Here is an 18,301-nt window from a genome sequence, read left to right on the forward strand (position 1 = left end):
GCACCACAATCAAATGTGGGGCCAGCTCCCACACAAGCCAGCCCACAAGGTTCTGTGGCGACGATAAAAGCGGCTATCGGTCTTATGCAGATTGCCGAATGCCACCCGCCACCCTACAATGCGAACAATTCTCGTTATCTAACGCATGCAGATGCTGCCGGAGTGCTCGCGTTGCGGCCGTCCAATCCTGTCGAAGTCCTGTATCACGACCATCACCACTGGCTGACCGGCTGGTTGCGACGCAAGCTCGGCTGCCCGCACAGCGCCGCCGACCTGGCCCAGGACACGTTTATCCGGGTATTGATCGCCCGCGAAACCCCGACGCTGATCGAACCCCGCGCCTTCCTCACCACCATCGCCAAGCGCGTGCTGTTCAACCACTACCGCCGCCAGGACCTGGAGCGCGCCTACCTCAATGCCCTGGCGCAAATGCCCGAGTTCGCCGCCCCATCGGAAGAAGAGCGGGCCATTATCCTGCAAACCCTGATGGAGCTGGACCAGTTGCTCGATGGCTTGCCCGTGCCGGTCAAGCGCGCCTTCCTGCTGGCCCAGCTCGACGGCCTGACCTACGCACAAATCGCCGTCGAACTGGGGATTTCCATCGCCACCGTCAAACGTCATCTGAGTAAAGCCGCCATGCGCTGCTATTTCGCCCTATGAACCCCGCCGCGAACGTCTCGCCCCAGGTCGCCGAGCAGGCGGTACAGTGGCTGATGCAAATGCAGCAAGGCCCGCTCAACCCGCGCCAGCAGGCCAACTGGCAGCACTGGCTACAGGCCCACAGCGAACATCAACGGGCGTGGGAGCATATTCAGCGGGTCAACCAGCGCCTGCGCGGCATGCCCTCGCCCCTGGCCCATGCCGCGTTGAACGCAGCGCAATCGAACAGCCGGCGCCAGGCCCTGAAACTGCTGCTGGTCCTCGGCGCCGGCTCGGCGGCCACCTGGGGCTTGCGCCAGCAACACTTGATCCCGCCGTTGACCGCCGACTACCGCAGCCCCTTCGGCCAGCGGCGCAAAATGCAACTGGCCGATGGCAGCCAACTGCAACTCAATACCGCCAGTGCGGTGGATGTGCAATTTGACGGCCCGCGACGCCTGGTCCGCCTGCTCGAAGGCGAAATATTGCTGCGCGCCAACACGCCGTTGCAGATCATCACCGGCCAGGGCCTTGTCACCACCCAGGCGGCGCAGGTGAATGTGCGCCAGTTCAACGACCACACTCAGGTTGCCGTGCTGGATGGCCAGGTCGAGATTACACCCAGGTCCTACAGCGGCCTGCCCCTACCCCTGGAAAAATCCCACCAAGTCAACCTCACGCGCAAAGGCTGGGATACCCCGCGCCCTACCGATGCCAACAGCGCTGCCTGGGCCGACGGCATGCTGGTGGCCTCGCACATGCGCCTGGCAGATTTCCTCGCCGAAGTGAGCCGTTATCGCCGGGGCCAATTGCAGTGTGATCCGCAGGTGGCCAACCTGCTGATCTCCGGCAGCTACCCGCTGGACGACAGCGAACGCATCCTGGACCTGCTGCCCATCAGCCTGCCGGTCAAAGTACGGCGGTTTACCCGCTATTGGGTCAGCGTCGAAGCCCGCGCCTGAATTATTTTCAGGCACCCGTGAGCCGTTTTCCGTACCTCGCGTGACAGAGAGGGAAAGCCAGCCAGTTTCCCACCTCTGAGGAACATTCTTCATGCCCCAGCACCCGACTCGCCTGACGCCACTTGCCCGCACGCTGCGCCACTTGCTGCTGGGCGCCAGCCTCAGTTTCAGCGCCCTGCCCTACGCCTTGGCGGCCGAGGCCAAGCCTTATCACATCGCCCCAGCCTCCCTGGAAGCCGCGCTGAATCAATTTGGCCGTGAAGCCGGCGTGCTGATTTCCTTTGGCTCGCAAGTGACCGCCGGCGCACAAAGCCAGGGCCTGACAGGTAACTACACCACCGAGCAAGGCCTGGACGCACTGCTCAAGGGCACCGGCCTGCAAGCCCGCGCCGAAGGTCACAATGCCTACAGCCTGCAACCGCTGAATGCCCCGAGTTCCCTGGAACTGGGCACCTCCACCGTGGTGGGCGACTGGCTCGGCGATGCGGCGCAGACCAATGTCTTCGAGCACCCCGGCGCCCGCGATGTGATCCGTCGCGAAGAGTTCGAGCGCCAGGGCGCGACCCAGGCCCGTGATGTGCTCAACCGCATTCCCGGGGTCAATGCGCCGGAAAACAACGGCACCGGCAGCCACGACATGGCGCTGAACTTCGGCATTCGCGGGCTCAACCCGCGCCTGGCGGCGCGCTCGACAGTCTTGATGGACGGCATTCCGGTGCCTTTCGCGCCGTATGGCCAGCCGCAACTGTCGTTCGCGCCGGTCAGCATGGGCAACATGGATGCGGTGGACGTGGTGCGCGGTGGTGGCGCGGTACGTTACGGCCCGCAGAACGTCGGCGGCGTGGTCAACTTCGTGACCCGGGCCATTCCCGACGCGCCGACGGTCAAGGGCGGCCTGCAGACCGAGACCAGCCCATCCTCCAGCCACGATGGCTTCAAGACCACCGGCAACCTGCTGGCCGGCGGCACCGCCGACAATGGCCTGGGTGGCGCGCTGCTGTATTCCGGCACCCGCGGCGGCGACTGGCGCGAACACAGCGACAGCCAAATCGACGACCTGATCCTCAAGGGCCACTACCAACTGGATGAGGCCAACAGCTTCAATGCCATGGCCCAGTACTACGAAGGTCAGGCCGATATGCCCGGAGGCTTGAGCACGGCGGCCTACAAGGCCGACCCGTATCAGTCCACCCGTCCCTACGACAAATTCTGGGGCCGCCGTACGATGTTTAACGTGGGCTATCGCTACCAGGAAGATCGTCGGGAATTCACCGTCAACAGCTTCTTCACCAAGACCTTGCGCAGCGGCTATCTGGACCAGGGCAGCTTCCTTTCGCTGTCGCCGCGCGAGTATTGGGTACGCGGCCTGGAAACCCGCCTGGCCCAGGGCTTCGACCTCGGCCCGAGCAGCCACGAGGTCGGCGTAGGCTACCGCTACATCAACGAGGCCGGGCACGAATTGCGCTACCGCACGCCGATCAGCGCCAACCAGCAACTGCCCAACACCGACAGCCGCAACGACCGCGACACCCGGGGCGGCACCGAAGCCAATGCGTTCTTTATCGATGACCGGATCGATATCGGCAAATGGACCGTGACCCCGGGCATCCGCTACGAGATGATCAAGTCCCAGCAGACCAACAACCTGACCAACGTCAAATACAAGGGCGACTACAACACCGCCTTGCCGGCGTTGAACGTGCTCTATCACCTGACCGACGAGTGGAACCTGTACGCCAACACCGAAGGCTCCTTTGGCAGCGTGCAGTACAGCCAGATGCCCAACCGCGTGAGCAGCGGCGCAGTCAAGCCGGAAAAGGCCCGCACCTGGGAAGTCGGCACGCGCTACGACAATGGCGCGCTGCGTGCTGAAATCGGCGCGTTCCTGATCAACTTCGACAACCAGTACGAAAGCAACCAGACCAACGACTCGGTGATTGCTCGGGGCGAAACCCGGCACCAGGGTATCGAATCCAGCCTCAACTACGCCCTCGACGGCTTGAGCCCGGCGCTGGCCGGCTTTGATGTGTACGCCAGCTACGCCTATGTCGATGCAACCATCCGCGAAGACGGCCCGAACAAAGGCAACCGCGTCCCCTTCTCGTCCAAGCACAAAGGCACCCTGGGCGTGGGCTACACCGAAGGCCAATGGAAGTTGAACCTGGACAGCACCTACCAGAGCAGCCAGTTCGCCGACAACGCCAACACCCAGGCCGAAAGCGCCGATGGCAGCACCGGGCGCATCCCCGGCTACATGCTGTTCAGCAGCCGCGCCGCCTACGACTTCGGCCCGCAGTTGTCGGATTTGAATGTGGCGGTGGGGGTGAAGAACATCTTCAATACCCAGTACTTCACCCGCTCGTTTGACGATAACAACAAGGGCAAATACGTGGGTGAGCCGCGGACGGTGTATGTGCAGACGTCGGTCGCGTTCTGACGGGCCGGCAAAGATCCTGAATACACTGCTGGCCAGCTCCGACATTTGATACCTATCAGCCACAAAAAAACGGGCCTGCATCTGCAGGCCCGTTTTGTCTGGGGTTGAAAAACACTCAGCAATCAGCTGTTAAGCGCAGCCTGTTCGTTTTCCAGGAATTCCTCTTCAAGCCCGGCATCATCGACTTGGTTGTTGGGCGTGCGTTTCTCTGCACGCGGTTTGCCTTGCAGCCTGCCGAACAGATGCTCCAGCGCGTTATCCAGCTTGGTGGCCGCCCCGTCGATCGCTTGTTCCAGGGTGTCGGCTTTATGGATGACCGAAATCGGTTGATGACCCTTTGGCCGCGCTTCCAGGCGGCAACTTAAATCGTGGGGGCCCGGCTTGTCGCCGTTCTCATCCTTCAAAAAGACTTCAATGCGGGTCAAGTCTTCTTCATAACGTTCGAGCGTGCTCTCAATGGTAGTACGTACCCACTCCTCCAGTCGGATGCTGCTTTCAATATGGTTATCGCTGTTGACTAGGATTTGCATAGTGTTTCCCTTATTTCAGCTAGCTCGCCAGAGGTCACAACTGCAACACCGATGCGGTGAAACCATGACCTCTTGACTACACAATTGAGCACCTGACGGAACAATTCAACCCCTATGCAAAGATAAATCCCACATTACAAATTAAGTCTGACAACCGCCCAAAGCACTGTTATGGTCGGGAGTTGGGTGCCCCCGCGCACCGGCGAAAATCCTCACAATTGCCCCTCGCCCAAGGGGTGCAACCCGCGAAAAATCCCCGCCTCTTCCACCAGCCAATCATGCACCGCACGCACACCGGGATGGTTCAGCGCGCCTGGCGCATACAGCAGCACATAGCGCTTGTGGTTCGGCACCGCGAGGCCAAAGGGCACGATCAGCGTGCCACGCTCCAACTCATCATTGAGCAGGGTGCGCCGGGCAATCGCCACGCCCATACCAGCAATGGCGGCCTCGATGGTCAGGTGGTTGCGGTTGAAGGTGTGCCCACGCCGCACATCGGCGTCGTGGTAGCCGATAGCATTCAGGTAAAACTCCCACTCGGCGTATTCATAACTCCCACGCCAGGCGGTGATGTCGTGCAACAACGGGAAATGGGCCAGGTCGGCCGGCCCGTGCAACGGCGGGCGCCCGCGCAACAGGCTCGGCGCGCACACCGGGAATATCTGCTCATCGAGCAAGGCTGTAGATAACAAACCCGGATAGCTGCCGTCGTTGAGGTCGATGGCCAGGTCAAAGTCGCCTTCGTGCAAGGCCATGCTGCTGTCTTCCGCCACTAGGCGCAGTTGGATATCCGGGAAACGCTGCTGCAAGCGCGGCAGGCGCGGCGTCAGCCATTTGCCGAGGAATGACGGAATCGAGCGCAGGCGCAAGGTGCCGCTGATCATCCCCGCATCCAGGCGCTGCAGCTCGGCATCAATGCTGCCGTAGGCCTCGCTCACCGTGATCGCCAGCCGCTGCCCCTCGGCGCTCAGTTCCACGCCACGTGCCCGACGATGAAACAGGCGAAAGCCCAGGCGCTCTTCCAATTGGCGAATCTGCTGGCTGACCGCCCCCGGCGTGATGTGCAGTTCTTCGGCGCAACGGGTGAAGGATAAATGCCGTGCGGCGCAGGCAAAGACGTGCAGCCAGACATAAGTCTGGGCATGAAGCGGGCGAGCCATAGCGTTTAGTCCTGCTAAAGGGTGTCTTAGGATAATTCGTTGGTCAGTGCCGATCCAGAGGCTCAGTATCGCGCCACCTCCGCTTGTCCTACAAAACATGGCAGCGATTCCTACTCCATTGCTTGTAAGGCTTTAGCATGGCTATCAGCGTTTTTGATCTATTCAAGGTGGGCATCGGCCCGTCCAGCTCCCATACCGTCGGCCCCATGCGGGCAGCGGCAACCTTCGCCCAGGCCCTCGCCGACCAACAATTGCTCGCGCAAACCCAGCGCGTGGAAGTGCGCCTGTACGGTTCCCTGTCCGCCACCGGCGTGGGCCATGCCACCGACCGTGCCTGTGTGATGGGGTTGATGGGCGAATGGCCAGATCGGGTTGACCCCACCTCCATTGGCCCGCGCATCCAACAGTTGCGCGAATCAGGCCGCTTGTTGCTTGGCGGCACCCAAGAAATTTCCTTCAACTGGCAGCACGATCTCCTGCTGCTGGAGGAAAGCCTGCCCTACCACCCCAACGCCATGTCCCTGCATGCCTACGGGGCAAACGGCCTGCTCAGCGAACAGACCTACTACTCGGTGGGCGGCGGTTTCATTATCGAGGCTGCGGAAGCCGAGTCGGGTATTGCTCCCACCAGCGATGTAAAACTGCCCTACGACTTTTCCAGCGCCGTCGAACTGCTGGCCCTGTGCAACACGCATGGCCTGCGAGTCTCCGAACTGATGATGGCCAACGAACGCGCCTGGCGCAGTGATGCAGAAATCCGCAGCGGCCTGCTGCATATCTGGTCGGTAATGCGCGAGTGCGTCGAACAAGGCCTGCGCGATGAAGGCATCTTGCCCGGCGGTTTGGATGTGCCGCGCCGCGCCGCCAAGCTGCACCGCAGCCTGCTGGAAATCGGCAAGCCGAATGTGATCACCTCGACCCTGTCGGCCATGGAATGGGTCAACCTGTTCGCCCTGGCCGTCAACGAAGAAAACGCCGCCGGTGGGCGCATGGTCACCGCCCCCACCAACGGCGCGGCCGGGATCATCCCGGCGGTGTTGCACTACTACATGAAATTCAACGCCGACGCGTCTGATGATGATGTGGTGAATTTCTTCCTAGCGGCTGCCGCCGTCGGCATCCTGTGCAAGAAAAACGCCTCGATCTCCGGTGCCGAAGTCGGCTGCCAGGGCGAAGTCGGTTCGGCCTGCGCCATGGCCGCCGCAGGCCTGGCGGATATCCTCGGCGCCACCCCCGAGCAACTGGAAAACGCCGCCGAAATCGGCCTGGAACATAACCTCGGCCTGACCTGCGACCCGGTCGGCGGCCTGGTCCAGGTGCCCTGTATCGAGCGCAACGCGATCGCCGCCGTCAAAGCCATCAACGCCACGCAAATGGCCCTGCGCGGCGACGGCAAGCACTTTATCTCCCTCGACCGGGTGATCCGCACCATGCGCGATACCGGCGCCGATATGCATGACAAATACAAAGAAACTTCACGGGGCGGCCTGGCGGTCAGCTGGGTGGAGTGCTGAGGAGCACTGCTACCGGCCCCTACGTGAGCCCGCGCAAAAATAATAACGAGGCAATAACGATGACCGATGTACGTACACCTGCTGCCGAAAACCCTGTTGTAGAACACACCGTGACAACGGGCTGGAGCAAACACGACACCACCTGGATGCTGGGCCTGTACGGCACCGCCATCGGTGCCGGCACCCTGTTCCTGCCGATCAACGCCGGAGTCGGTGGCTTCTGGCCGCTGATCGTGCTGGCGCTGCTGGCCTTCCCCATGACCTTCTTCGCCCACCGTGGGCTGACGCGCTTTGTGCTGTCGGGCAAATCCGGCGACATCACTGACGTGGTGGAAGAACATTTCGGCGTCGGCGCCGGCAAGCTGATCACCCTGCTGTACTTCTTCGCCATTTTCCCGATCCTGCTGGTGTACAGCGTCGCGCTGACCAACACCCTCGGCAGCTTTATGGAACACCAACTGCACATGACCCCACCGCCACGGGCGATCCTGTCCCTGGTGCTGATCCTCGGCCTGATGGCCATTGTGCGGTGCGGCCAGGGCGTGATCGTCAAGGCCATGAGCGTGCTGGTCTACCCCTTCGTCGCCGCCTTGCTGTTACTGGCGCTAAGCCTGATCCCCAACTGGAACGGCGCGTTCTTCGCCTCGGCGAGCGAGGGCATGCCCCTGCCGGTGTTCTTCAACACCCTGTGGCTGGCGATTCCGGTGATGGTGTTTTCGTTTAACCACTCGCCGATCATCTCGGCCTTTGCGGTGGACCAGAAACGGGTGTACGGCGCCCAAGCCGAACGCAAGAGCAGCGGCATCCTGGCCATGGCCCACGGCATGATGGTGCTCACCGTGATGTTCTTCTGCTTCAGTTGCGTACTGGCGCTGTCACCCGCCGACCTTGCCGCCGCCAAGGCACAGAACATCTCGATCCTGTCCTACCTGGCCAACCACTTCCAAACCCCGGTCATCGCCTATGCCGCGCCATTGATCGCGCTGGTGGCCATCACCAAATCCTTCCTCGGCCACTACATCGGCGCCAGCGAAGGCTTCCAGGGCCTGCTCGTCAAGTCCCTGCGCGGGCGCAACCGCACCCTGTCGGCGCGCTGGCTGGAACGTTGCACCGCCGTATTCATGATCCTCAGTTGCTGGGCCGTCGCCACGTTCAACCCCAGCATCCTGGGCATGATCGAAACCCTCGGCGGGCCGATCATCGCGTGCCTGCTGTTCCTGATGCCGATGTACGCCATCCGCCGCGTCCCCGCGTTGCGCCAGTATTCGGGCCAGGTGTCGAATGTGTTTGTGGTGTTGGTGGGGCTGATTGCGCTGTCTGCGGTCATTTTCTCGCTGGTGCCCTGAAACGTCGCACACAGCGGTGATCAAATGTGGGAGCGGGCTTGCCCGCGATAGCAGTGGGTCAGTTGATAAGTATTTGACTGACCCACCGCAATCGCGGGCAAGCCCGCTCCCACAGGGGTAGCTCGTCGTCTGAAAGATTCCTGTACGGCACGCCCCTTGCTGTACACCCTCTGAAGGAAAACGGAGCTTGTGACCGGTGGTCAGGCAACACGAACCAATCGCCCTACCGGTCGTCAATCAGTGCATGTTCTTATCAGGCGGTAACGCACCATGGACAATCCTTTTCAGCTGATCACCGACACGTTCACCCCACAATACCGGGTCAACCTGAGTATCCAGCGCCTGGACGGCAGCATCCTGCTGACCCTCTCCGACGACAACGGCGTGGTCGCCAAACGCATGATCAGCGCCGAACAGCGCAACGACCCACAACGGCTCAAACGCCTGGTGCAAAGCGTGCAATGGGGCATTGCCATTGAACAGGGCCACAGTGCCATGGAGATTTTGGCGATGATGACCGACGGCGACAGTCACCAACTGTTGCAGCGCCCGCCCAGCAACCGGCCGCCAGTCACGGCCGGGCTCTGACTCAGGACTCGGACTTGTCCTTGACCGATGGGTAACGCGACGAGGCAAAACGCACCACCAGGATGGCGAACGCCAACAGCAGAATCCCACCACACAGGTAAATGATCCCCAGGTCCGGGGCATTGTGGTGGGACACATCGCCGATCAGCAGGCGGGTCAATGCGGTGATTGCCACGTAGAGCAGGAAGCGGATCGGCATGTGGTTGGTCTTGAAATAAATCCCCACCATGGCGCCCAACTCCAGGTAGATAAACAGCAGCAGGATGTCATCCACGCTGATGCCGCCTTTTTGCAACATATCGATAAAGGTCATTATTGCCGCATAGGCGGTGATTGCACCGATGCCAAACAGCGCCAGGTAGTGAAACGCCTCCACCGCCAGGTTGCCCAGGGAATCGGCATTCGCGTGCAGGCTTTTGCGCACTTTTTCGGCCCACTTCATTTCTGTCATTGCTCACCACCACTGTTTAAAAAATAGCCAACTATTTGCCACTGCCTAAGCCAGGCTTCGACTCGCGGGGGATAATGCCCGTTTGGCATGACGATTTCTCTGCATGCAGAAAGAAGGCCAGAGATTGCAGAATGAGATGATGGTGGAATGACAGGAGACACGCATACAAAAAAACACATTAACTCTGAGCATCCGAGAGGCAGGTTTATCAGGGATACCGTTGGCGCGCGTGCAAGACCGAGAGTACCCGGATGTAGTCCGTCACTTGATAGACAACCAGATAATTTGGATGAACCACCATCTCCCGCGTGCCGATAACCCGTCCGGGTCGGTAAAGATGGGGCCTACGGGACAGAGCCAGTACAGAGGCTTCTATTGCCTGGTTAAGCTCGAGCGCTGCAATTGAATTGCGGTCGCTGATGTAATCAATAATTTGCCGGAGTTGCACCCGCGCTGCGGGGGCCCACTCAATCAGCATCGCCTTTCTTGCGTTTGGATTCGATCAGTGCGCGCATCTCTGCCATCACCTCATCATGAGGAATACCTGGCCTTGGGTCATCAAGAGCGGCTTGCACCTTGGCACGAAACCAGCGGTCATAGCTGTCAGCCTGCTCTTCAGTATCTGCGGGGGTAGCAGAAGAAAAGGAAGTGTCCATAAAAGCCTCCGTTGTCGATGAAGAAGGAGTCTAGTCGCTGACGTTTTTACTGTCGTGCTCCAAGCGATGAAGTGAGTAACAGAAAAACTCGAAGACCACGCGACTACTTCCTGGATCGCTCCCGTGAACAAGGGGACGATCCAGGTTGTGAGATTACGCGGGTGCGACCTGCTCCAGCGCTCGGTCAACCAGTAAACCACCCATCTCCACCAACTGGTGAATCGCCAACAGCAAGCTGCGCTGTGAGCCATCAAGATCAAAAGCCAGTGTGCTTGCCATTTCACGGGCGCTATTCAAGGTTTCGCTAGCGTTGACCAGCAAGGTTTGCGTATCAGCCCGAGGCGTTACGCTGAAAAGCGTCGCGGGGGGCTCCGGAGCAGGTTGAAGCGATTCAGACCGCAAGTAGTGATCAATGGCCCGATTGGCAGCCGCTTGCAGCCGAGCGTCATTGCGTGAGTTGTCTGGGGGGTTGGGGGAGTTCTTTTTCATGGCGTATCTCTTCTTGATCGAATGGAGATCCACCGCCGTCTGCCGCCAAGCAGATTGGGTGACGGATTGCACAAGGTTGGCGGACCGGTAAGAAGAAACCCAGCACCCCGAAGGGTCCCTGCGCAACCCGCCATGACATAGGAAAGCAGGCGTTAAAACGCCAGCAATCTTGTTGGGGGTCGTTGCGCTATCTTCTACCGGGCCGCCAAGCCCACTCGCTGCATACGCAGCGCCCGAGGAAGGTAAGCCACCGGACAAATCCAGCGCAACCCCGGCAAGTTGTCAGAAATTTCCGTTGTAGCAAACCCCCATTTCCCAACTACATTAAAAAGCTGCTACCCAAACCCCATGGATTGGCTTATCCTTTTATCTGTATATAAATACAGTAGTCGCAATAGACAACTATCGTGAAGGCATGTGAGGTGGTGAATGGCCGTCGAAGTGGTATACCGCAGCAGCCGAGATCTGGAGCGTTTGTTCATGGATAAAGCCGAAGCTGACCGTCATGACAAGATGCTTGAACTCGCTGAGTTGCTCGCAGAAGTGTTGCAAAAAGCCGTGCCGTCCCTGAGCGAGCAGCAGGTGGAGGAGGCCGGGATCTACATGGCGAAGAATCGCGATGTGTTTGCCAAGGCGTTCAAGAGCCAGCCGGATGCGTTGTCCGAGTTGCTGAACCCGGCGGCGGAATAAAGCCCGAATTGAACAGGCCCTGAATCATTGATTCAGGGCCTTTTTAATAAGGGCTCGGCGTACAGCAGCCGTTCGGCCAGCTCATCGGCCACTCGGGCAGGTGAGCGTTTTTCGGCCTGGGCGTGGCCGAAGATTTCGGTCAGGCGGGTGCCGATGTTGGACAGGTGCGCGGTGATGGTCGCCAGGTCCGCGCCGTTGTGCTTGAGGGCGACATAGATCAGGCCGCCGGAGTTGATCACGTAGTCCGGGGCGTAGAGGATGCCGCGGGCCTCCAATTGGTCGGCCACTTGCAGGTGAGTCAGTTGCGCGCTGGCCGAGCCGGCCACGGCGGCGCAGCGCAGTTGGGCAACGCTCTGGCGGTTGAGTACGGCGCCCAGGCCGCACGGCGCAAGAATGTCGCAGGGGGTGCTGAGCAAGGCGTCGTTGGCAATCGGGTGGGCGCCCAGTTGCTCCATGGCCAGTTGCACTTTGCCAGGGTCGATATCGCTCACCAACAATTCGGCACCAGCGGCGTGCAGTTGTTCGGCCAGGGCGTAGCCGACATTGCCCAGGCCCTGGATTGCCACGCGCAGGCCCTCGAGGTTGTCGCTGCCCAGCCGGGCCATGGCGGCGGTGCGGATGCCGGCGAATACGCCCATGGCCGCATGGGGCGACGGGTCGCCGGCGGCGGTGGTGCTGGTGACAAAGCGTGTGTGCTGGGCGATGCAGTCCATGTCGGCCACGCTGGTGCCGCTGTCGATGGCGGTGATGTAGCGGCCATTGAGTTGCTCGATACACCGGCCGAAAGCTTCAAACAGCGCGGCGCGGCTTTCCACATGGGCCGGGCGGATGATCACCGCGTTGCCGCCGCCCACCGGTAAGCCAGCCAGCGCGGCTTTGTAGCTCATGCCCTGGGCCAGGCGCGCGGCATCGGCCACGGCGCTTTCGTCGTCGGGGTAGGCCAGGTAGCGACAGCCACCCAGGGCCGGGCCAAGGCGACTGCTGTGAATGGCAATGACCGCCTTCAACCCGGTCACCGGGTCAACGCTCAGGTGCAGGGATTCAAGGCGGGTGCTGTGCATGAGAGCAAACATCGTCAAGCTCCCGAATCATTTCTTGTTGTCGCCAAGTATAGGCCGCCGTTAAAAGCTTGCCGGAGCACGCGGGAATAAGCAGGCCGTAATTACAGGCTTTGCGACATAACCAGGTAGGCCGGTTCTTAAGAAGCTGGACGAAAGTTCTCGGCAAGGCTAAAACGAGACATCCGTCGGAGAACGTCATGAATCCCCGCCAAGCCTTTTTTGAATGCCTGCACCGCTCACCGCCGGCGCTGTTTGAAGCCGCGTTATGGATCGCGGCCGAGCACGATCCTGCTGTGGACCCACGGGCGATCCTGGCTGACTTCACGGTGCTGCAACAGCAGGTCAGCCTCGACATGCCGCTGCTGCCGGCCGATGAGCTGGGCCAGCCGTTGCTGCGGATAATGAATGATCTGGGGTTCGCCCAGGACGACTTCACCCCCTTGCGCCCCGCCGCCGCGCTGTTGGACAAGGTGTTACAGCGCCGACGCGGGCAACCCCTGGCCCTGGGCCTGATCGCCCTGGAGTTGGCGCGGCGCCTGGAGATCCCCATGGTCGGGGTCAACTTTCCGGGGCACTTCCTGCTGCGGGTGAGCGGTGCCGATCATTTACTCGACCCCTGCGGCGGGCGCCGGCTGTACCCCAACGACTGCCGCGAATTGCTGCAACGCCAGTACGGCCCCAATCTCAAGCTGCAAGCCGAACACCTGCGCAGCGCCGAGCCGCGGTTGATCCTGCAACGGCTGTCGCGCAACCTGCGGCAACTGCACCTGGCCAATGACAATCACCTGGCGGCGCTGATCGACGCCGAGCGGGTGCTGGAGCTGGGCGATGCCAGCGCCGCCGACTACCTGGCACGGGCCAGTCTGTACAAACACCTGGACTGCCCGAATGCCGAGCGCTTTGATCTTGAGCATGCGCTGTTGCTCAGTGAAGACCCGGTGCAGCGGCTGCGCCTGACAGAGCGGCTGGGGCATTTGCCACCTGGGGCGGTGGTGCATTGAAGGGGGCCGACCGTTAAACCGCGCCGCCCCCATCGCAGCCTCGCCGGGGCTCGACAGCTCCCACAGGTAAGCATGGTGGCCTTCAGGTTTTGAGGATATCGCCACGCAGTGAATCTTTTGGCGGCGTGGCCCCGGGCGAGCGCACCTGAATAATCAGCAACGCCGCAATCACCGCCGGAATCGCGCAGAAGAAGAAAATCTGCTGCACCGGTACGTGCATCGCCAGCAGCATGCTGCCAAACAGCGGCCCCAGGATCGAACCAAACCGCCCGACACCCAGTGCCCAGCCCGTGCCCGTCGCACGGACATGGGCCGGGTAAAAGTTGCTGGCAAACGCATTGAGGGTCAACTGGCCGCCGATGATGCAAAAGCCCGCCGCAAACACAAACGCCACCAGGTAACGCGGGTTGTCATGGTTGAGCCCCAGCAAAATGGTGCACACCGCCGCGGCCGCCAATACACCGGAGAGCAGGCGCACCTTGCTTTTCAGGCGGTCGGCAAACCAAGCCATGCCAATCGCGCCCAGGGTGCCGGCGAACAGGAACATCGAGGTCACCAGGTTGGCTTTGTTCAAGGGCATGCCACTTTCCAGCAGCAGTGACGGCAACCAACTGATCATGAAGTACAGCAGGAGCAGGCTGACGAAAAAGGTCGACCAGATCAGCAGCGTCGGCCGCGCATAACCATGGCGAAACAGCTCCACCACCGTCAGTTGGCTGCCCTGCTCCTGGCGATTCTGTTCTTCGCTGGCCGCCGGTGCCTGCCAGCCTGGCAGCATGCGCGCCGTGACTTTTTGCAGGCGCGCATAGGGCGGTGCATCGCGCAGCAAGCGCGGCAAGGATTCAGGCAGCAGCCATACCAGGAAGGGAAACAGCAGCAACGGCGTCACTCCCCCCGCCAGGAACACGGCCTGCCAGCCGAAGCTGTCAATAAACCCCGCCGCGACAAAACCACCCGCCGCCCCGCCGAACGAGAAACCACAGGCCGCCAGCGTCACCATCAAGGTACGCATACGCGGTGGCGAATACTCCGACATCAACGCCATGGCACTGGGCATCGCGCCGCCCATGCCAATGCCGCAGATAAAACGCGCGGCCATCAGCGTATTCAGGGAATTGGCGAACACCATCAGCACCGTGAGGCTGGCGTAGATCAGCACGCAAGCGAGCAGGATGCGGTGCACGCCGAAGCGGTCCGCCAGGGGCGTCACGGCCAGGGAGCCCAGGGTCAGCCCCAGCAGGTTGGCACTGAACACGGGGCCGAAGGCGGCCTTTTCCAGGCCCCAATCCTGAGCCAGCGCCGGCACTACGTAGCCCAGCACCTGGGCATCGTAGCCATCGGTCACCAGCAATAACGCCAATAACAGGAGAATCAACCACTGGTAGCGCGACACCGGACGGGCGTCGAGTGCCGCGCGAAAGCTGGCAATCTGATTATGCATCGCAAGGTACCTGTTTTATTTTTATGGGGTATCACTTGTGGGAGCTGGCTGGCCAGCTCCTACATTGATCTAGGGTGTATCAGGTTGGTTGGAGGGGTGGGCCTGGATAAACCCGGGGTGTTTGCCTGCCAATGCGGCGACACGCAGGATTCGCGGGTAACCCTCCAGCGCCACCTGGAAACGCTCGGCCGCATACAACTGCGGGATCAGAAACGCATCCGCCAGCCCTGGCTGGTCACCAAAGCAATAGCCCTGGTCACCGATCAATTGCTCCACGGCGCCCAGGCCCTGGCTGATCCAATGCCCGATCCACTCCAGCAATTGCGCCTCGTCATGCCCCCACTGGCGCAACAGGTTCTGCGTGCTGGAGTTGTGCAGCGGGTGAATGTCACAGCCGATGATCGCGGCCACCGCGCGCTCATGGGCGCGGGTTGCCAGGTCCTTGGCGAGCAACGGCACCTGTGGATAACGTTCGTCCAAGTACTCGATGATCGCCGGCGACTGGATCAACAGCTCGCCCTCGTCGGTACGCAAGGCCGGGACACGGCCCTGGGGGTTGATCGCCAGGTATTCGGGCTGGCGGTTGGCGCCGCCCTTGGGCACCAGCAGGTTGACCGGCAGCGCGGTGAAGTCCAGGCCCTTGAGCGCCAGGGCGATACGCACCCGGTAGGACGCCGTGGAACGGTAGTAGGTATAAAGCTCCATCCCCTCGCCCCCTTAGCGCGCGGCGACCACGGTGCCCCGGCATTCGCCGAAGCCGATGGAGGCAAAACCGTCACGCTGGCAGCGGGCGCGCAGGATGATTTCGTCGCCGTCTTCGAGGAACTTGCGCACCTCGCCGGAGGCCAGTTCGATCGGCTTTTTGCCGCCTTCAGTGATTTCCAGCAGGCTGCCGAACTGGCCGGCCTCGGGGCCCGACAGGGTGCCCGAACCAAACAGGTCGCCGGCCTGCAACTGGCAGCCGTTGACGCTGTGGTGCGCGACCATTTGCGCCACGGTCCAGTACATGTGCTGGGTGTTGCTCAGGGTCAGGCGATGGGCTGCCAGGTTCTGCTCGCGCATCGCGGCGGTGGTCAGCAGCACTTCCAGTTCGATATCAAAGGCGCCAGCGGCCTGGTCGCGGGTGTCCAGCAAGTACGGCAGCGGTTGTGGATCACCGGCCGGGCGTGCAGGCTGGGCCTTGCGGAACGGTTCCAGGGCTTCGGCCGTGACCACCCAGGGCGAGATGCTGGTGATAAAGCTTTTCGACAGGAACGGCCCCAGCGGCTGGTATTCCCAGGCCTGGATATCGCGGGCCGACCAGTCGTTGAGCAGGCAGAAGCCCGCGATATGCTCGGCGGCGTCGCCAATGGCAATCGAGTCGCCCATGGCATTGCCCTGGCCGATCCAGATCCCCAGTTCCAACTCGTAGTCCAGGCGTGCGCACGGGCCGAACGTCGGTTCGGTCTGGCCGGCCGGCAGGGTCTGGCCCTTGGGCCGGCGCACCTCGGTGCCGGACGGGCGGATGGTCGACGCCCGGCCATGATAACCAATCGGCACATACTTGTAGTTGGGCAGCAGGGGGTTGTCCGGGCGGAACAGTTTGCCGACGTTCTGCGCGTGCTCGATGCCGACGTAGAAGTCGGTGTAATCGTTGATTTTCGCTGGCAAGTGCATCTGGCAATCAGCCGCCAGTGGCAACACCTGGGCACCCAGGGCTTGCAGCCTGGCTTGCTGGTCGCTGCCCTCGGCAAGCAGTTGCAGCAGGCGTTCGCGCAGGGCCACCCGCGGGCCACGGCCCAGCTCGAAGAAGGCATTCAGTTGCCCGTCTGCTATGGCGTCGATGGCGCGGCGCGCTTCACCGTCAAACAGGTCGCGGGCCGCTTGCAGATCCAAAATATGCTCGCCAATCGCCACGCCACTGCGCGGTGCCGAACCGTTGAGGCTGAAGATGCCCAGGGGCAGGTTCTGCAGGGGGAAATCCGGGTGACCGTTGGCCGAGGCCACCCAACTGCGGGTGAGAGTGGACTGCGTCATGGCTTATCTCCGATTCGGGTTGAAGGTTGCCGGCAGCGTGGCCCAGCAAGCGTCGTAAGTGTTTTGCAGTTGCGGGCAGTCCAGGGCGAACCGGGTTGGGCGCAGCACCTGGCTGGTCTCGAACATGAAGGCCATGGTGTTATCGATCTTGTGCGGCGCCAGGTCCGCGGCGATGGCCTTGGTGCAGGTCTCGCCATCCGGGCCGTGGGCGCTCATGCAGCCGTGCAGCGATGCGCCGCCGGGCAGGAAGCCTTCGGCCTTGGCGTCGTAGGCGCCCTGGATCAAACCCATGTATTCGTTCATCAGGTTGCGGTGGAACCACGGTGGCCGGAAGGTGTTCTCGGCCACCATCCAGCGCGGCGGGAAGATCACGAAGTCGAGGTTGGCCAGGCCGTGGACGCTGGTGGGCGAGGTCAACACGGTAAAGATCGACGGGTCCGGGTGATCGAAACTCACCGTGCCGATGGTGTTGAAGCGACGCAGGTCATATTTGTACGGCACATTGTTGCCGTGCCAGGCCACCACGTTCAGCGGCGAGTGGTCCAGGGTGCAGCCCCACAACTCGCCGAGGAACTTCTGCACCAGGGGCGTGGGTTGCGACAGGTTTTCGTAGTGGGCGACCGGGGTCAGGAAGTCCCGGGGGCTGGCCAGGCCATTGCTGCCAATCGGCCCCAGGTCCGGCAGGCGCAGCGGCGCGCCGTGGTTTTCGGCGACGTAGCCGCGAGCCTGGGCATCGAGCAGCTCGATGCGGATTTTCAGGCCCCGTGGCAGCACGACGATTTCCAGCGGCTCGACCTCCAGCACGCCCAGTTCGGTGGCAATGCGCAGGCGACCCTGCTCGGGAACGATCAACAGCTCGCCGTCGGCATTAAAGAACACCCGCTGCATGGAGCAGTTGGCGCGGTAGTGATAGACGCTGATGCCGGACGGTTTCTCGGCGCCGGCGTTGGCCACCATGGCCACCAGCCCATCGATAAAGTCGGTGGGTTCACTGGGAATGCCCAGCGGGTCCCAGCGCAGGCGGTTGGGCGTGACCTCGCCCAGCGGGCCACCGGCCAGTTGCCGGTCCAGCTTGACGAACGCCGGGTGATTGGCCGATGGCTGGATGCGGTACATCCAGGTGCGCCGGGCTTCGCTGCGCACCATGGTGAAGGCGGTGCCGGAGAACAACTCGGTGTACAGCCCATAGGGCGCTTTTTGCGGGGAGTTCTGGCCGATCGGCAGTGCGCCGGGCAAGGCTTCGCTGGCAAATTCATTGCCAAAGCCCGATTGGTATTCGAGGTTCATGGAGCGTCCTCAATCAGGAGGTTGTTTTTATCG

Annotated in this window: 19 protein-coding genes; 8 read left to right on the plus strand and 11 right to left on the minus strand. The window is 61.7% G+C overall.

The annotated features are described in order from the left end of the window. The first annotated feature begins 171 nt into the window (after positions 1 to 171). The 3 genes from BLL38_RS12115 to fecA all read left to right on the plus strand — a co-directional run bounded on the left by BLL38_RS12115 (position 172) and on the right by fecA (position 4,038). Entirely contained in the window at positions 172 to 660 is a 489-nt protein-coding gene (locus BLL38_RS12115; protein ID WP_076962793.1) for a sigma-70 family RNA polymerase sigma factor, read from the plus strand. Further along, a complete protein-coding gene (locus tag BLL38_RS12120) occupies positions 657 to 1,601 on the plus strand; it encodes a FecR domain-containing protein (RefSeq protein WP_076962794.1) in 945 nt (314 codons plus the stop codon). The genes BLL38_RS12115 and BLL38_RS12120 overlap by 4 nt, the downstream gene beginning before the upstream one ends. A 91-nt stretch (positions 1,602 to 1,692) precedes the next feature. After that, complete coding sequence (gene fecA / locus BLL38_RS12125) at positions 1,693 to 4,038, plus strand: TonB-dependent Fe(3+) dicitrate receptor FecA (protein ID WP_076962795.1); 2,346 nt, start codon at positions 1,693 to 1,695, stop codon at positions 4,036 to 4,038. 122 nt (positions 4,039 to 4,160) lie between these two features. On the opposite strand, the gene BLL38_RS12130 is transcribed toward fecA, so the two are convergent. Both BLL38_RS12130 and BLL38_RS12135 read right to left on the minus strand, forming a co-directional pair. Continuing rightward, on the minus strand, positions 4,161 to 4,568 hold the full coding sequence (locus BLL38_RS12130) for an HPF/RaiA family ribosome-associated protein (protein ID WP_076962796.1): 408 nt from the start codon (positions 4,566 to 4,568) through the stop codon (positions 4,161 to 4,163). 212 nt (positions 4,569 to 4,780) lie between these two features. Beyond that, complete coding sequence (locus tag BLL38_RS12135; protein ID WP_076962797.1) at positions 4,781 to 5,728, minus strand: LysR substrate-binding domain-containing protein; 948 nt, start codon at positions 5,726 to 5,728, stop codon at positions 4,781 to 4,783. A 137-nt stretch (positions 5,729 to 5,865) separates the two neighbouring features. Between BLL38_RS12135 and BLL38_RS12140 the strand changes: the two genes are divergently transcribed. The 3 genes from BLL38_RS12140 to BLL38_RS12150 all read left to right on the plus strand — a co-directional run bounded on the left by BLL38_RS12140 (position 5,866) and on the right by BLL38_RS12150 (position 9,176). Continuing rightward, entirely contained in the window at positions 5,866 to 7,242 is a 1,377-nt protein-coding gene (locus BLL38_RS12140; protein WP_076962798.1) for an L-serine ammonia-lyase, read from the plus strand. A 59-nt stretch (positions 7,243 to 7,301) separates the two neighbouring features. Continuing rightward, positions 7,302 to 8,588: a serine/threonine transporter gene (locus BLL38_RS12145; RefSeq protein ID WP_076962799.1), complete on the plus strand. Its 1,287-nt coding sequence runs from the start codon at positions 7,302 to 7,304 to the stop codon at positions 8,586 to 8,588. A gap of 270 nt (positions 8,589 to 8,858) precedes the next feature. After that, on the plus strand, positions 8,859 to 9,176 hold the full coding sequence (locus BLL38_RS12150) for a DUF3509 domain-containing protein (protein ID WP_076962800.1): 318 nt from the start codon (positions 8,859 to 8,861) through the stop codon (positions 9,174 to 9,176). 1 nt (position 9,177) lies between these two features. Here the strand turns inward: BLL38_RS12150 and BLL38_RS12155 are convergent, their stop codons facing one another. The 4 genes from BLL38_RS12155 to BLL38_RS12170 form a co-directional block, all read right to left on the minus strand. After that, complete coding sequence (locus tag BLL38_RS12155) at positions 9,178 to 9,627, minus strand: phosphate-starvation-inducible protein PsiE (RefSeq protein ID WP_076962801.1); 450 nt, start codon at positions 9,625 to 9,627, stop codon at positions 9,178 to 9,180. A 208-nt stretch (positions 9,628 to 9,835) separates the two neighbouring features. Beyond that, on the minus strand, positions 9,836 to 10,105 hold the full coding sequence (locus BLL38_RS12160) for a type II toxin-antitoxin system RelE/ParE family toxin (protein ID WP_076962802.1): 270 nt from the start codon (positions 10,103 to 10,105) through the stop codon (positions 9,836 to 9,838). Further along, complete coding sequence (gene relB, locus BLL38_RS12165; RefSeq protein ID WP_076962803.1) at positions 10,095 to 10,283, minus strand: type II toxin-antitoxin system RelB family antitoxin; 189 nt, start codon at positions 10,281 to 10,283, stop codon at positions 10,095 to 10,097. The genes BLL38_RS12160 and relB overlap by 11 nt, the downstream gene beginning before the upstream one ends. A gap of 153 nt (positions 10,284 to 10,436) precedes the next feature. Beyond that, the gene (locus BLL38_RS12170) at positions 10,437 to 10,772 is read right to left on the minus strand and encodes a DUF6124 family protein (protein WP_076962804.1); all 336 of its coding nucleotides are present in this window, start codon (positions 10,770 to 10,772) and stop codon (positions 10,437 to 10,439) included. Between the two features lie 429 nt (positions 10,773 to 11,201). Between BLL38_RS12170 and BLL38_RS12175 the strand changes: the two genes are divergently transcribed. After that, complete coding sequence (locus BLL38_RS12175; RefSeq protein ID WP_003188807.1) at positions 11,202 to 11,462, plus strand: YebG family protein; 261 nt, start codon at positions 11,202 to 11,204, stop codon at positions 11,460 to 11,462. A 32-nt stretch (positions 11,463 to 11,494) separates the two neighbouring features. On the opposite strand, the gene BLL38_RS12180 is transcribed toward BLL38_RS12175, so the two are convergent. Further along, positions 11,495 to 12,535 carry a Leu/Phe/Val dehydrogenase gene (locus BLL38_RS12180; protein ID WP_076962805.1) on the minus strand — a complete coding sequence of 347 codons (1,041 nt, stop codon included), beginning with the start codon at positions 12,533 to 12,535 and terminating at the stop codon, positions 11,495 to 11,497. 185 nt (positions 12,536 to 12,720) lie between these two features. Here BLL38_RS12180 and BLL38_RS12185 point away from each other — a divergent pair, with 185 nt between their 5' ends. Then, on the plus strand, positions 12,721 to 13,524 hold the full coding sequence (locus BLL38_RS12185; RefSeq protein WP_076962806.1) for a SirB1 family protein: 804 nt from the start codon (positions 12,721 to 12,723) through the stop codon (positions 13,522 to 13,524). An 82-nt stretch (positions 13,525 to 13,606) separates the two neighbouring features. Here the strand turns inward: BLL38_RS12185 and BLL38_RS12190 are convergent, their stop codons facing one another. The 4 genes from BLL38_RS12190 to hmgA all read right to left on the minus strand — a co-directional run bounded on the left by BLL38_RS12190 (position 13,607) and on the right by hmgA (position 18,268). After that, entirely contained in the window at positions 13,607 to 14,965 is a 1,359-nt protein-coding gene (locus BLL38_RS12190) for an MFS transporter (protein ID WP_076962807.1), read from the minus strand. 69 nt (positions 14,966 to 15,034) lie between these two features. Further along, on the minus strand, positions 15,035 to 15,670 hold the full coding sequence (gene maiA / locus BLL38_RS12195) for a maleylacetoacetate isomerase (RefSeq protein ID WP_076962808.1): 636 nt from the start codon (positions 15,668 to 15,670) through the stop codon (positions 15,035 to 15,037). Between the two features lie 12 nt (positions 15,671 to 15,682). Then, positions 15,683 to 16,981 carry a fumarylacetoacetase gene (gene fahA / locus BLL38_RS12200; RefSeq protein ID WP_076962809.1) on the minus strand — a complete coding sequence of 433 codons (1,299 nt, stop codon included), beginning with the start codon at positions 16,979 to 16,981 and terminating at the stop codon, positions 15,683 to 15,685. Positions 16,982 to 16,984: 3 nt separating this feature from the next. Further along, positions 16,985 to 18,268: a homogentisate 1,2-dioxygenase gene (hmgA, locus tag BLL38_RS12205; RefSeq protein ID WP_076962810.1), complete on the minus strand. Its 1,284-nt coding sequence runs from the start codon at positions 18,266 to 18,268 to the stop codon at positions 16,985 to 16,987. Positions 18,269 to 18,301 lie beyond the last annotated feature (33 nt).

The organism is Pseudomonas gessardii (assembly GCF_001983165.1).
Taxonomy (GTDB): Bacteria; Pseudomonadota; Gammaproteobacteria; order Pseudomonadales; family Pseudomonadaceae; genus Aquipseudomonas; species Aquipseudomonas gessardii.

Bases quoted from the DNA above. Each gene is read 5' to 3' on its own strand.
- BLL38_RS12190 (WP_076962807.1), bottom strand. From the start codon at position 14,965: ATGCATAATCAGATTGCCAGCTTTCGCGCGGCACTCGACGCCCGTCCG.
- BLL38_RS12170 (WP_076962804.1), bottom strand. From the start codon at position 10,772: ATGAAAAAGAACTCCCCCAACCCCCCAGACAACTCACGCAATGACGCT.
- fecA (WP_076962795.1), top strand. From the start codon at position 1,693: ATGCCCCAGCACCCGACTCGCCTGACGCCACTTGCCCGCACGCTGCGC.
- BLL38_RS12120 (WP_076962794.1), top strand. From the start codon at position 657: ATGAACCCCGCCGCGAACGTCTCGCCCCAGGTCGCCGAGCAGGCGGTA.
- BLL38_RS12180 (WP_076962805.1), bottom strand. From the start codon at position 12,535: ATGTTTGCTCTCATGCACAGCACCCGCCTTGAATCCCTGCACCTGAGC.
- BLL38_RS12155 (WP_076962801.1), bottom strand. From the start codon at position 9,627: ATGACAGAAATGAAGTGGGCCGAAAAAGTGCGCAAAAGCCTGCACGCG.
- BLL38_RS12135 (WP_076962797.1), bottom strand. From the start codon at position 5,728: ATGGCTCGCCCGCTTCATGCCCAGACTTATGTCTGGCTGCACGTCTTT.
- BLL38_RS12160 (WP_076962802.1), bottom strand. From the start codon at position 10,105: ATGCTGATTGAGTGGGCCCCCGCAGCGCGGGTGCAACTCCGGCAAATT.
- hmgA (WP_076962810.1), bottom strand. From the start codon at position 18,268: ATGAACCTCGAATACCAATCGGGCTTTGGCAATGAATTTGCCAGCGAA.
- maiA (WP_076962808.1), bottom strand. From the start codon at position 15,670: ATGGAGCTTTATACCTACTACCGTTCCACGGCGTCCTACCGGGTGCGT.
- fahA (WP_076962809.1), bottom strand. From the start codon at position 16,981: ATGACGCAGTCCACTCTCACCCGCAGTTGGGTGGCCTCGGCCAACGGT.
- BLL38_RS12130 (WP_076962796.1), bottom strand. From the start codon at position 4,568: ATGCAAATCCTAGTCAACAGCGATAACCATATTGAAAGCAGCATCCGA.
- BLL38_RS12185 (WP_076962806.1), top strand. From the start codon at position 12,721: ATGAATCCCCGCCAAGCCTTTTTTGAATGCCTGCACCGCTCACCGCCG.
- BLL38_RS12150 (WP_076962800.1), top strand. From the start codon at position 8,859: ATGGACAATCCTTTTCAGCTGATCACCGACACGTTCACCCCACAATAC.
- relB (WP_076962803.1), bottom strand. From the start codon at position 10,283: ATGGACACTTCCTTTTCTTCTGCTACCCCCGCAGATACTGAAGAGCAG.
- BLL38_RS12175 (WP_003188807.1), top strand. From the start codon at position 11,202: ATGGCCGTCGAAGTGGTATACCGCAGCAGCCGAGATCTGGAGCGTTTG.
- BLL38_RS12140 (WP_076962798.1), top strand. From the start codon at position 5,866: ATGGCTATCAGCGTTTTTGATCTATTCAAGGTGGGCATCGGCCCGTCC.
- BLL38_RS12145 (WP_076962799.1), top strand. From the start codon at position 7,302: ATGACCGATGTACGTACACCTGCTGCCGAAAACCCTGTTGTAGAACAC.